The sequence below is a fragment of the Planococcus salinarum genome (assembly GCF_007004625.1).
GTDB classification, from domain to species: domain Bacteria; phylum Bacillota; class Bacilli; order Bacillales_A; family Planococcaceae; genus Planococcus; species Planococcus salinarum.
Genome location: NZ_VIFV01000021.1, coordinates 1 through 13720, shown reverse-complemented (window position 1 = coordinate 13720; position 13720 = coordinate 1). Strand labels below are relative to the sequence as shown.

At 47.0% G+C, this 13720-nt stretch carries 12 protein-coding genes; 10 read left to right on the top strand and 2 right to left on the bottom strand.

The window, feature by feature from the left end:
- Positions 1–24 precede the first annotated feature (24 nt).
- Positions 25–534: an antibiotic biosynthesis monooxygenase family protein gene (locus DIJ65_RS11630; RefSeq protein WP_117302465.1), complete on the bottom strand. Its 510-nt coding sequence runs from the start codon at positions 532–534 to the stop codon at positions 25–27.
- 204 nt (positions 535–738) lie between these two features.
- On the opposite strand from DIJ65_RS11630, the gene hemE reads away from it, so the two are divergent.
- The 3 genes from hemE to DIJ65_RS11615 all read left to right on the top strand — a co-directional run bounded on the left by hemE (position 739) and on the right by DIJ65_RS11615 (position 3311).
- Positions 739–1782 carry a uroporphyrinogen decarboxylase gene (hemE, locus tag DIJ65_RS11625; RefSeq protein WP_117302497.1) on the top strand — a complete coding sequence of 348 codons (1044 nt, stop codon included), beginning with the start codon at positions 739–741 and terminating at the stop codon, positions 1780–1782.
- A 27-nt stretch (positions 1783–1809) separates the two neighbouring features.
- Positions 1810–2742 (top strand): ferrochelatase, encoded by a 933-nt coding sequence (hemH, locus tag DIJ65_RS11620; RefSeq protein ID WP_117302467.1) that lies wholly within the window; start codon positions 1810–1812, stop codon positions 2740–2742.
- Positions 2743–2834: 92 nt separating this feature from the next.
- Positions 2835–3311, top strand: coding sequence for a FixH family protein (locus DIJ65_RS11615; RefSeq protein WP_117302469.1), 477 nt, complete (start codon positions 2835–2837; stop codon positions 3309–3311).
- Between the two features lie 58 nt (positions 3312–3369).
- Here the strand turns inward: DIJ65_RS11615 and yhfH are convergent, their stop codons facing one another.
- The gene (yhfH, locus tag DIJ65_RS11610) at positions 3370–3495 is read right to left on the bottom strand and encodes a protein YhfH (RefSeq protein ID WP_117302471.1); all 126 of its coding nucleotides are present in this window, start codon (positions 3493–3495) and stop codon (positions 3370–3372) included.
- Between the two features lie 145 nt (positions 3496–3640).
- Here yhfH and DIJ65_RS11605 point away from each other — a divergent pair, with 145 nt between their 5' ends.
- The 7 genes from DIJ65_RS11605 to DIJ65_RS11575 all read left to right on the top strand — a co-directional run bounded on the left by DIJ65_RS11605 (position 3641) and on the right by DIJ65_RS11575 (position 13197).
- Positions 3641–4633: a lipoate--protein ligase gene (locus DIJ65_RS11605; RefSeq protein ID WP_117302473.1), complete on the top strand. Its 993-nt coding sequence runs from the start codon at positions 3641–3643 to the stop codon at positions 4631–4633.
- 70 nt (positions 4634–4703) lie between these two features.
- Positions 4704–5408 carry a response regulator transcription factor gene (locus DIJ65_RS11600; protein ID WP_117302475.1) on the top strand — a complete coding sequence of 235 codons (705 nt, stop codon included), beginning with the start codon at positions 4704–4706 and terminating at the stop codon, positions 5406–5408.
- Positions 5408–6433, top strand: a complete 1026-nt coding sequence (locus tag DIJ65_RS11595; RefSeq protein WP_117302477.1) for a sensor histidine kinase — start codon at positions 5408–5410, stop codon at positions 6431–6433. The genes DIJ65_RS11600 and DIJ65_RS11595 overlap by 1 nt, the downstream gene beginning before the upstream one ends.
- Entirely contained in the window at positions 6414–7187 is a 774-nt protein-coding gene (locus tag DIJ65_RS11590; protein WP_117302479.1) for an ABC transporter ATP-binding protein, read from the top strand. Before DIJ65_RS11595 ends, DIJ65_RS11590 begins: the two co-directional genes overlap by 20 nt.
- Entirely contained in the window at positions 7159–9096 is a 1938-nt protein-coding gene (locus DIJ65_RS11585; RefSeq protein WP_117302481.1) for an ABC transporter permease, read from the top strand. Before DIJ65_RS11590 ends, DIJ65_RS11585 begins: the two co-directional genes overlap by 29 nt.
- A 100-nt stretch (positions 9097–9196) precedes the next feature.
- Positions 9197–10753 (top strand): fatty acid--CoA ligase family protein, encoded by a 1557-nt coding sequence (locus DIJ65_RS11580; protein ID WP_117302483.1) that lies wholly within the window; start codon positions 9197–9199, stop codon positions 10751–10753.
- A gap of 464 nt (positions 10754–11217) precedes the next feature.
- On the top strand, positions 11218–13197 hold the full coding sequence (locus tag DIJ65_RS11575) for a S9 family peptidase (RefSeq protein ID WP_117302487.1): 1980 nt from the start codon (positions 11218–11220) through the stop codon (positions 13195–13197).
- Positions 13198–13720: the final 523 nt, after the last annotated feature.

Sequence of the window (13720 nt, the reverse complement as noted above, 5' to 3'; positions counted from 1 at the left end):
CCCGCCATCAGCGGGGCTTGTCGATCATTCATCTTCTGGTTTTGCTTGATAAGTGGTGACATACGAAGATCCCGCGAAAATATTGACCGGTTTCGACGGCGGTGCACCTTCGGGTTTGGAATGCGCTTTAGAAAAAGCCTGCGATTCTTTCCATTTTTCAAAGAAAGCCGGAGATTCCCACTCAGTCAACACGACATAGGTGTCGGAATCCAGAGGACGCAGCACACGGAACGCGACATAACCTGGTTCGCTTTCTATTGCTCCTGCACGGTTTTTAAAGCGATGTTCAAAAATCGGACGGCCTTCCTCAGTGACAGGAATATTATTGAAGACAAAAAAACCTTTCTCCTTGAATTCCCCTGTACCATCCACCACCTCATAGCGGCGGGGGGTCTGGAAGATGCTCTTGCCTTCCGTTTCGTGCAGTATCAATGTCGTGTTTTCGCCCTGCATGACAACCATGCTTTCTTCGGGGTGTTTCTCACGCATTTTTCTCATGTACTCATATGTTCCTGTAGTCATGAATAAATTCATCTTAAATCCCTCCTATATATTCAGTATAACTTTCCCTGAACAAAATAACAGCAAACCTCTTTGTCGAACTGGTGAATTCAGAAGCGTCTAATTTATGACATTTGTGCACAGAATCTATACAATGGAAAACAGAGCGTCTATAGTATATACGGATATAGCAACGATATGCAGTGGATGATACATTTTGAAGGGATGATTTTTGATATGGCTTTTAACGATACTTACCTGAGGGCGACAAGAGGCGAAAAAACTGACCATGTACCGGTTTGGTTTATGAGGCAGGCTGGCCGCTCACAGCCCGAATACCGCAAAATCAAGGAAAAATACTCGCTTGAAGAAATTACGCACCAACCTGAGCTTTGTGCCTATGTAACCAAGCTTCCGGTTGATCAATATAATGTTGATGCTGCAATTCTGTACAAAGATATTGTAACCCCGCTGCCGGCAATCGGTGTGGATGTGAAAATCAAATCTGGCATCGGTCCAGTGATCGACAATCCGATCCGCACAATGGAAGATATCAGCCGCCTTGGCGAGATCAATCCGGAACAGGACGTCGATTATATCCTGAAGACCATCAAATTGTTAACCGAAGAGCAATTGGACGTCCCGCTCATCGGTTTCTCCGGAGCGCCTTTCACGCTTGCCAGCTATATGATCGAAGGCGGACCGTCACGCAGCTACAATAAAACCAAAGCGATGATGGTGTCACAACCGCAAATGTGGTTTGCCTTGATGGACAAATTGGCGGACACGATCATTCCTTATGTGAAAGCCCAAATCAAAGCGGGAGCCAAAGCAATCCAGATTTTCGATTCATGGGTTGGCGCTTTGAACGTGGAAGATTACCGGATTTTCATCAAACCGGTTATGGACCGCATTTTCAATGAACTTCGGACAGAGGGAGTGCCATTGACAATTTTTGGAGTCGGTGCAAGCCATCTGGCGAAGGAATGGCATGAACTGCCGGTTGATGTTGTTGGTCTCGATTGGCGTTTGCCGATTTCAGAAGCACGCCAAATGGGCTTGACAAAATCCTTGATGGGGAATTTCGATCCTTCCTATCTATTGGCGGATTGGCCGGTAATCGAAGAACGCGCAAGAAGAATCCTCGATATGGGCATGCAGGACGATGGCTACATCTTCAACCTGGGACACGGGGTTTTCCCGGAAGTGAATCCGGATACATTAAAACGCCTTACAACATTCGTGCATGAATACAGTGCGGCATATAAATCTCAAAAATGATGGACTAAAAAATCTCAGGGGTGATTGATGATGAAAAAGACAATGGGTTTATTGGTAATGGCATATGGAACGCCTTATAAGGAAGAAGATATCGAAAGATACTACACGCACATCCGGCGCGGCCGCAAGCCGAGCGAAGAAAGTCTGCAAGATCTCCGCGACCGCTACAAGGCAATCGGGGGGATTTCTCCCTTGGCGAGAATTACAGAGGAGCAGGCACAGGCTTTAGGCGACCGCCTGAATGCCATGCAGGATGACATCGAATTTAAAGTTTATCTTGGGTTGAAGCACATCGAACCTTTCGTCGAAGACGGAGTGGAAGCGATGAAGCAAGACGGCATTACAGAAGCGGTTTCCATTGTTCTGGCGCCTCACTTCTCAACGTTCTCTGTTAAATCCTATAACGGCCGCGCTGCAGAAGCAGCAGAAGCAGCGGGCATCTCTCTGACATCTGTGGAAAGCTGGTACACAGAACCGAAATTCATCCAATACTGGACCGAAAAAGTCAGTGCGACATTCGCCGAAATGTCTGAAGAAGAACGTGAAAAATCCTGCCTGATCGTTTCTGCGCATTCCCTGCCGGAGAAAATCATTGCCAACGGCGACCCGTATCCGGATCAATTAAAAGAAACTGCGGACCTGATTGCTCAGGCGGCAGGCGTGGAAAACTACGAAATAGGGTGGCAAAGTGCCGGGCAAACGCCTGAACCGTGGATCGGCCCTGATGTTCAGGACCTGACGCGTGAATTGCATGATGTCAAAGGCTATAACTCATTTGTCTACACGCCGGTAGGCTTTGTAACGGACCACCTTGAAGTGCTTTTCGACAATGACTACGAATGCAAAGTGGTATGTGATGAAATCGGTGCAACTTACCGCCGTCCGGAAATGCCCAACGTGCAGCCATTGTTCATCGATGGCCTTGCTGATGTTGTAATGAGAAAATTGGCTGAAAAATAATCTGCCTGTTTTTAGATCATGCGACGTGCGAAAGTGGCGGCAAGCATTTTACCGGGCTCTTTCGCAATTGAGATCTGGAGGATTATATTAAAATGAAAAAACTTATATGGGTCGTTTTGTTATCATCCCTTTTGATGCTGTCAGCTTGTGGAGAAGAATCCGAAACCTCGGGTGCAGGCATGAACGTTGAACCGATCGAAACAAAATTCAATTCCGGGGAAACTTCTGAACCTGGGGATAAAATGATCCTTTCTGTTACCGTGACACAAGGTGAAGAATTTGTGGAAGACGCGGATGAAGTGGTTTATGAAGTGTGGGAATCAGGCAACCGGGAAGAAAGTGAAATGCTTCCTGCTGACCATATCGGAGATGGTGTCTATGAAGTTGAAACTGCGTTCGACGAAGAAGGCGTGTATTACGCGCAGGCGCACACAACCGCCCGCCGCCTTCACGTAATGCCGAAACAGGAAATTACCGTTGGCGATCCGGATCCGGAGACAATCGTGCCGGATGACAGCGGTGACGAAGACAGCATGGACAGCATGGAGGGCCACGGCGACGGCCATTGATACAGTTGTATAACAGCAAATGAAAAGGCAGGCGCATCGGCGCCTGCCTTTTCTCATTTTATACTTCTTCGCAGGAATTGCACTTGGTACCGTAGCACTCGTGCTGTTCTTCAATCTTTTCTCCACACGTTGCACATTGTTTTGGCGGCAGGTTCTTGAAAAATTCGACTACGTTCTCAACCATTCATCCCAGCTCCTTTTTTGTTATAGTACTGTTATAATTAAACCCAGTGTATTATAACAGTTTAGAGAAGTCAACTCTAAGTCGTGAATAATTATGAAAAATCCGTTAAACTGAAAGAAGTAAACAATCTAAAGGAGAGAGATTAATGTATTTCGTAGATAATAAGGGAATTACCGATCCGCGCATCAACCTGGCTATTGAAGAATACCTGCTGAAGAAGATGGACGTTGAAAAAGATCCTTTCCTGTTGTTCTATATCAATGAACCGTCAATCATCATCGGGAAGAACCAGAATACCGCCGAAGAAATTAATACGGATTATGTCGATTCGAACGGCATCCACGTCGTGCGCCGCCTGTCTGGTGGAGGAGCGGTTTACCACGATCTCGGCAATTTGAATTACAGTTTCATCACGATTGATGACGGTGAAAGCTTCCGTAATTTCCGTAAGTTCACCGAGCCGGTTGTGAGAGCTCTCAACAGCCTTGGGGTCAACGCAGAATTATCAGGACGCAACGACTTGATGGCTGAAGGGCGCAAAGTTTCCGGCAATGCTCAATTTTCCACCCGCGGCCGCATGTTCAGCCACGGTACTTTGATGTTCGATACGGACGTGGAAGAAGTTGTTTCTGCGCTCAAAGTCAGCAAAGAGAAAATCGAATCAAAAGGGATCAAATCCATCCGGAGCCGGGTGGCGAATATTTCCGAGTTCCTGGAACAAACTATGACTATCACGGAATTCCGTTCTTCAATCCTTCACTCAGTTTTTGAAGGTGAAGCAAACGTCAAGCTTTGGGAGCTAACGGAGGAAGACTGGGTAGGCATACATGAAATTTCCCGCGAGCGCTACGGCAACTGGGAGTGGAATTATGGCAAATCGCCTAAATTCAATGTGAAACATTCACACCGGTTCCCTGTTGGCGGCATTGATGTGCGCCTGCAGGTTGAAAAGGGTTTGGTGGAAGATGCAAAAATCTTTGGCGACTTTTTCGGTGTGGGTGATGTATCCGAACTCGAAACTGCCATTACCGGCGTGAAATACGAGCGCGCTGCACTGGATGAGGCAATTTCCGGAATTGATATTCCGAAACTTCTCGGCGGAATTACGAAAGATGAATTTCTGCAATTAATTTATTAAGAAATAATGAAGAGCCTGCTATTGAGCAGGCTCTTTTGTTAAAATGGAGAGAAAAGGAAGGGGGGCTTTCATGTCGGATCAGCGCATATTTATCGTTGAAGATGATTTGAAGATTGCCAGACTGCTGGCAGAGACCTTGAGGAAGTATCATTATGAAGTGGAAACTGCCAAGGATTTTGACCGCATTCTGGAAGAGGCTGAAGTATTTGAACCCCATCTGATTCTGCTGGATATCAATCTTCCTTCTTATGATGGCTATTATTGGTGCAGGCAACTTCGACTGGCAACCACATGTCCAATCCTCTTCATTTCAGCACGTTCCGGCGAAATGGATCAGATCTTCGCATTGGAAAACGGCGGCGATGATTTTATTACGAAACCTTTCCATTATGAAATCGTCCTTGCAAAAATAAGAAGCCATCTCCGCAGAGCCTACGGCGAGTATGCTGTAAAACAGGATGAACGATCTGTTAAAGCGGGACGCATTGCTCTTTATATGGAAAGAATGGAATTGCATGTGAAAAATGAAGTGATTCCGCTGCAAAAAAAAGAAGCCGCAATTCTCGGATTGCTGTTGTCCCAATACCCGAAAGTCGTTTCCCGGGAGCAATTGCTCGAGGAGTTATGGGATGACCAGGCTTTTGTAGATGAAAACACCCTCAACGTCAATATGACGAGAGTGCGCAAAAAGCTTGCTGAATATGGTGTGCAGTCCATCATTGAAACGGTAAGGGGAGCTGGCTATCGTCTCCTGATTGATGAGGAGGAACTTTGATGCTGCGTCTTTTTTTAAAAGAACATGCCGCTTTCATGGTGTTTCAGGCTGTACTGGTAGCCTTCATCATGATCCTTTATTGGCTGGATGGTTTTCGTAATCTGGATACAGCCATCTATTCCTTTGTTATCAGCATCCTGCTGACATCGGCATTTCTGGGTGCCCGTTATATCAAGCGCCATCGCTATTATAAGAAAATCACCGAAAATCCCAATAATATGGAACACATGCTGCAAAAAGAAGGGCGATCCCCTGAGCAGCTCCAACTGGAACGTTACCTTCAAAAGCTGTATAAAGTTTACCAGAATGAAGCGCAGTCCCTCTACGCTTCTCAAAACAGGCATCTTCAATTCATGAACCAATGGGTGCACCAGATGAAAACGCCTATTTCTGTCATACAGCTGCTTCTTCAAAATCCCGGTGAACTGGATAAAGGTAGTGTTTCAGAAGAAATCGACCGGCTGAAAGCAAGTCTGGATACGGTGCTGATGAACGCGCGGCTCGATACTTTTGAACAGGATATGCAAATTGAGCAAGTAAATCTGCATGCGCTGTCAACCGAAATCATCACGGAAAACAAACGGCTTTTCATATCAAAGCAAATTTATCCCGTAATTGAGGTGGATAAAAAAATTATCACGGCCACCGACCGTAAATGGATGAAATTCATAGTAGGGCAATTGCTGACAAATGCCATTAAATACACGTTCGAAAGAGATAAAAAAGTATATATTTCTGCTATTTGCCACGACAGCCACATCCATCTTTCAATACGTGATGAAGGTATCGGTATTCCGTCCACTGATTTAGGGAGGGTGACCAAAGCCTTTTTTACCGGTGAAAATGGCCGGAAAACAGCCGAATCCACCGGTATGGGTCTTTATATCGCCAAAGAAGTCTGCCGCAAACTGGGTCATGAATTGACGATTGAATCAAGCGTCGGCCAAGGAACAACTGTGTCCATCCTTTTCTCAAATCAGGATACGGTTCTACAGGAGGGAAAAAATGCCATTAGTGAAAATTGATGATATTACGAAAGTTTATGAAGGAAAAGTGACGCACCGGGCTGTAAACCAATTGGGATTTGAAGTTGAAAAAGGGCAGTTCCTGGCAATTATGGGGCCTTCCGGCAGCGGCAAGACGACATTGCTGAATCTTATTTCAACCATTGATGACCTTACTTCCGGCAGCATCCAGATCGACGGCATCAACCCGCACGAGTTGGACAAAAACGAACTGGCACTTTTCCGCAGACGGAAATTGGGCTTTGTTTTTCAGGATTTCAATCTGCTGCAGATGTTGACAGTCGAGGAAAACCTTGTTCTGCCGTTGACACTCGATTATATTCCATTGGATCAAATGACGAGCAGAGTTCTGGAAATTGCTGATCGGCTAAGCCTGGCGCCAATCCTCCACAAACGCCCCAATGAGATTTCGGGAGGCGAGGCGCAGCGTACAGCAATCGGCCGCGCGCTCATCCATAAACCGGATCTGATTCTCGCGGATGAGCCGACAGGAAATCTGGACTCCAAAGCATCGCGTGAAGTTTTGGAGCTGCTGTCAGCAATCAACCGGGAAGAAGGCGCGACGATTATCATGGTGACTCATGATCCGATCGCCGCCAGTTACTGCAACCGGGTCCTGTTTATCAAAGATGGAGAATTTTTCAATGAAATCTACAGCGATGACCGGCGCCAGACGTTTTACCAGCGCATCTTGAACGTCCTCTCCTTGTTGGGGGGGAATGTGAATGACCTTTCGGCAGCTCGCTTACCGTAATGTGCTGCGCAATTTCAGAAGCTATGCAGCTTTTTTTCTTGCCAGTGTAGTGTCCGTAATGGTGTTCTTCGTCTATTCGATGTTCATATTCCATCCGTTATTCGAAGAAGAGGGGCTTGGGACGTTGGCGGTGCGCGGGATGCTGATTGCTGAAGTCGTACTCTATATATTCACCCTTTTCTTCCTGTTTTATTCGATGAGTGCATTTTTGCAGGCCAGGTCGAAGGAGTTCGGGGTATTAGTGCATCTCGGGATGACCAAAAAGCAATTAAGCAAAATGATTTTTTTTGAAATGATGATTCTGGGCAGCATATCGACGGCTGCCGGTATCGCATTCGGCTTTACGTTTTCAAAGTTTTTCTTCATGATTGGCCGTGAAATCATGGAACTCGAATCGCTGCCTCTATACCTCAGCTGGCAGCCATTTGTTTTGACGATCGGCGCATTCGCAAGCCTGTTCATTATCATTTCATTCATCAGCGTCGGCTTTATCCGCACAAAAAGAGTTCTGAATCTGTTGCAGGGATATTGGAAAGCGGATGAAATGGGGAGAAATTCAATCATTCTCTCGGTTTCCGGCATCGGTTTCCTGGCAGTAGCGTATACACTGGCTGCTTTTGTCGATGATGACTCCGTCTATACGATGGCCTTCATCATTCCGCCTCTTGCGACAATTGGCACTTATCTTTTCTTTACGCATTCGATCCAAGCGCTACTCAATCTTTTAAAAAAGAAAAAAACGTTTTTCTGGGACAAAACCAGACTTGTTTCGATTGCCGACTCATCCGTCAAATTGAAAGACAGCGCACAGATGTTTTTTATCGTGACGATTGTTTCCACCATTGCCTTTCTCACAGTCGGGACCTTGGCATCGTTCACTTCCTATACCGGTGATTTCCGGGAGTCGAATCCGCTGAGCCTGATTTATATTTCGTTTGAAGAAAACCCGCAGGAAGATGAGCATATCAATTTGCTGAAAAACCAGTTGGAGCAAAAAGGGCTTGCCTATGGCGTTGCCCAATTGACCGTCAAAAGGCAAACCTCGGCAGCCAGCGGCAATGAAGTTGATATATTGCAGGCGTCGCAATTCAACCGGCTGGCCGCAATGCTTGGCCATGAAGTGGTTGATCCTGATTCCGGAGAAGGAATCTTCATCCCGTATTCGCAGGAATCCCTGGCAGCTTTGAATGAGACGGTAACAGACACCGTGCTCAGTGAAAGCGATGTACCGCTTTTTATCGACGATGCTTACCCGCATATCATGTTTCCGAACCATACGCTGAATGCCAACAGCATTATCGTAAACGACCAGGACTTTGAAGCAATCGACGAACCGCTAACCGGCTACACCGGGGAGCAGTCGAGTTTTACGTATTACGCATTTGATGTGCCGGACTGGACAGCGACGCTCGGTATTGGCAATTCGCTGTCAGACAGAATGGCTGAAGCTTTCGAAACCGGGAATTTTGATGAGATAGCTTTTTACTTTGAAAATCCGGGTGAGGATTACCGCTGGTTCAAATCTTCTTTCGCGTTGATGCTGTTCATCGGCGTTATGGTCGCGCTGGTATTTCTGTTGGCGGCGGGCAGTTTCATCTATTTCAAGCTCTACACTGGATTGGAAAGGGACCGGAAGCAATATGCCTTACTGGTGCGTCTCGGAATGACTGAAAAAGAATTGCTCAAAATCGTCAACCGGCAATTGGTGCCGCAGTTTTTCCTGCCGTGGACAATTGCGCTTCTTCACAGCTGTTTTGCCTTCATTTCGCTGCAGGTCGTATGGGATGAATTTGCCGAACTTTCGATACTCGGTGAAATGGCCGCAGTGCTGGCAGGCTTCACACTTGTTCAGTTGCTTTATTTTTACCTGATTCGCTGGCGTTATATTGCACACTTGCAGGCATCGTGATTTTCACGGTGTCTGTTGTATTGTCTGAAGATTTATTTTATAATGAAGAAAGCGACGATTATGAATGAGTATTCATTCAATACGAAAGAGGGATGCCAAAATGAATTTAGTCAAACGTGTTCACGAAATTGCCGGCCAGAATCCATCAAAAGCGGCTTATCATTTTATGGGAAAAGATACTTCCTACGGAGAGTTTGAACAAACTGTCGGAAAGTTTGCCAACGCCCTGGAATCATTGGGAGTGAAAAAAGGGGACCATGTTGCGTTCCTGTTAAGCAACACACCTCATTTCATGATTTCACTTTATGCAACAATGCGTCTCGGAGCTACTGCTGTGCCGGTCAATCCGATCTATACCCCTGATGAAATCGCTTACATAGTAAACAACAGCGATGCAAATGTAGTCATTGCTTTGGATGCGTTGTTGCCGCTTATTGAAAAAGCGCATATGGCTCTTCCAAAAGTAGAGTCCTATATTATCTGTGAAACTGACCCGTCAACCGGGACCAAACTTGCTCAATTGCCGGATGCAGTAAAAGGGAAAGTGCACGCCTTCAGCAGCATGCTATTCAATGCCTCTTCTGTAAACCTGCCCGTCGAAGTGGCTGAAGACGACACTGCGGTCATTCTTTACACATCCGGAACTACGGGGAAACCGAAAGGCGCAATGCTGACGCATGGCAATCTCTATTCCAATGCCCGGGATGTCGGTGAATACTTGAAAATCTCATCTGCCGACCGGGTTGTGGCAACGTTGCCTGTATTCCATGTATTCGCTTTGACAGTAGTTGTTAATGCACCACTGATCCAGGGAGCTACAATCATTCTTGTTCCCCGTTTCAATCCGAAAGACGTATTTGATGCCATCAAAGCAACGAAAGCGACCGTCTTTGCAGGCGTTCCGACAATGTACAATTTCATGTACCAATTTCCGGATGCGCAACCTTCTGATTTCGATTCCATCCGGATGGCAATCTCAGGCGGTTCTGCCCTTCCGGTGGCTTTGCTCCATAATTTCGAAGACAAATTCAATGTCCGCATTTCCGAAGGGTACGGACTTTCTGAAGCATCGCCTGTTACTTGCTTCAACCCGATTGACCGCGAGCGCAAAGCCGGTTCAATTGGAACGTCCATCATCAATGTAGAAAACAAAGTCGTCAATGAACTCGGAGAAGAAGTGGCTGTCGGGGAAGTCGGGGAATTGATCGTTCGCGGTCCGAACGTCATGAAGGGTTATTACAAGATGCCGGAAGAAACGAATGCAACGATCAAAGATGGCTGGCTTTATACGGGTGACTTGGCAACAGTGGATGAAGAAGGATATTTCTTCATCGTGGACCGTAAAAAAGACATGATTATCGTAGGTGGCTATAACGTGTACCCGCGTGAAGTCGAAGAAGTGCTGTTCGCGCATCCGGGCGTATCCGAAGCGGCTGTCGTCGGCTTGCCGGACTCGGATTTCGGCGAATCGATCAACGCATATGTTGTTTTGAAGGACCAGGTCTACACAACCGGAGACCTTCAGAGATACTGCACAGAACATTTGGCGAAATACAAAGTGCCGAAGCATTTTGAAATCATTGATGAGCTGCCGAAAAACACTACAGGCAAAATCCTGCGCCGCTCGTTGAAGGACCAGGCGTTGAAACAGCAATAATAGGAGTTGCAAAACCCCCGTCGTATTTGCCGGGGGTTTTGTGTTATATTTTTTCTGAAAAAATACCTTAACAAAATTATTTAAACTAAAAACTATTTAATTCTCTGCTTCTGCGTTGAGAGAAGTCTCTAGAGATATGGAGAAAAACAGCGAAGACGCCCAGGGGAGCAGGCGAATGCCGACGAAGTGCAAGATCCACTCGGGCGAAGGGGAACGAGCCCGAGTTAGCTCGACACGAGCCAAGAGTTGGCCGCAGCCTGCAAGGCCGGCTCTTTGCGACGAAGCTAGCGCAACGATGCAGGAGCACAGGGTTTTTGGCAAGCGAGCTGTTTTGCGGAATATCGCTTTCCACATTTTTTATCTCAATTTATAAATTTCAAAATTCATTGAACTTACTGACTTTTTTCATTATAGTGGAAGAGTAAGTATTGCGAGAATCGAAATAGTTTCGAGGAGGAAACAGAGTGGTTAAAAAAGCAGTGGAAACAAAAGATTTAACAAAATTGGTATCGGTGGCAGATCCGCATATTTCACCAGATGGCACAGAAGCCGTTTTTATCCGGACGCATATTGATGAAGAGGAAAATACATATATAGCACACCTTTGGCACGTTGATCTCGACTCAAGCGAATTGACGCAATGGACATATGGCAAGCAGCGGGTGTCATCACCGCAATGGTCGGAAGACGGAAAATCCGTTGCGTTTCTTTCAGACCGGACCGAAAAGAACCAACTTTACATTTTGCCTGCAAAAGGCGGCGAAGCACGTGAATTGACCAATTTTGAAAAAGGGGTCAACAGCTTCCGCTGGTCTCCGTGCAACAAGAGGATCTGGTTCGATGCAATGGTGAAAGAAGGCAAGACATTCACAGACAAAGAAGAGAAAGATGAAAAGAAATTTCCGGAACCGTACGTTGTGGATAAAATGAAATACAAAATGGACGGCATGGGCCTGCTGCCGAAAGAGTTTCACCGGCAGGTTGGCCTCATTGACATTGAAACGGAGGAAGTCGAACAGATCACTGACGGCACATACCATCACGGCCTGGAAGCCGTGTCGCATGACGGCAGTAAAATTGTCTACGGCGTGACACGCGAAGAAAACCTCGATTTCGTCTTCCGCCAGCCGCTGTTCATTTACCATACCGACAGCAAAAAGGAAACACCGCTGGTTGACGAAGAAGGCTATTTCGGAGACGCAGTATTTTCCCATGACGATGCACATATCGCTTATGTGGGCAGCACGCGCCATTTTCAGAATGCGACGCATACGGAGCTTTATGTCCACACGATTGCATCGGATACCTCTATGTGCCTGACAGAAGGCCTGGACATTCCTGTCGGCGATTATGTGGTGGCGGATCATCAGCAGAATGCGAGTGCACCGGGAGCTGTTTGGACGAAAGACGATCATCTTTATTTCCAGGTGTCTACAATGGGCGATGTGCGTCTGTATTTTGCATCGCTTGACGGTGCAGTCTATCCGGCTTCACCGGATATGGAGCATGTCTATGGCTACGATGTGGCACGCAGCGGCGAGTTTGCGCTTGCGGCAATCACCAACCCGGTGGACCCAGGCGAACTATACCTTTTGACGATTGCAACCGGCGAGCGAAAAGCGCTGACCCAATTCAATAAAGCTTATATGGAAGAAACCGAATTGGTGGCGCCGGAACTGATCATTGCCAAAGGGGCTAAGGAATGGGCTGTCCATGGCTGGCTGATGAAGCCCCAGGGTTTCAAAGAAGGAGAGAAATATCCACTCGTGGTCAATATCCACGGTGGCCCGCATGCGATGTATGCCAATTCATTTTTCCATGAAATGCAGTTGCTGGCGGCTCGCGGTTTTGGTGTCCTCTATGTCAATCCGCGAGGCAGCCACGGCTACAGCCAGCAATTTGTCGATGCGGTGCGCGGCGATTACGGCGGCGGTGACTACGAAGACATCATGAAATCGCTGGACGGCGCCATTGAAGCGAACAGCTGGATTGATACGGAACGCCTCGGCGTCACCGGCGGCAGCTACGGCGGCTTCATGACCAATTGGATCGTCGGACACAGTAACCGCTTTAAAGCGGCCGTAACTCAACGGTCAATATCCAACTGGATTTCCTTCTTCGGCGTGTCGGATATCGGTTATTATTTCTCCGAATGGCAGATGCAGGCGGATATGACAGATGTCGATAAGCTATGGCACCATTCTCCGTTGAAATATGCCAAGAATGTGGAAACCCCATTATTGATCCTGCATTCCGAAAACGATTACCGCTGCCCGATCGAACAATCGGAGCAATTGTATATCACGCTGAAAAGCATGGGCAAAGAAACGGAATTTGTGCGATTCCCTGAAGCCGACCATAATCTGTCCCGTACAGGAAAACCGAATCTGCGCTTTGCACGTCTAGAACAGATTGCAGGCTGGATGGAGAAGTACTTGAAATAAAACTATATAGTTCGAACTAATAATTTTTAATAATCGATATTCCGCAAAACAGCTTCGCTTGCCGGGGGCTTGCGCTGAGCTAACTCGGTCTCGTTGCACTTCGCCCGAGTGGATCTCAGCACTTCGCTTGGTCCCCAAGGCGTCTTCGCTGTTTTGCTCCATATCTCAGGATCACCTTCTATAATGGAATATCCTTTCAAGTCTGTTTCGAGAAGTTGATAACACTGTTGTACACAGAACCAGCATGGAGCGGCAGGCGGTGAAGGGCAAAGATATGCTCCTGCATCGCTGCGCTGCTTCGTCGCAAACGATTCACGCAAGCGTGAATCGCTTCCTGCGGGACAAAGAGCGAGACTGAGACCCCGCAAGAGCGTCAGCGATGAGGAGGCTCAGGCCGCTCCCCGCGGAAACATACTAACATTAGTAGCACAGACCACGGCCATGGTCTGTGCTACTATTTTTTTGTAGAAGTGAAGTGAAGTCGTGCGGATGCGTGGATCTCAGAATCCGGACCAGGAAACCG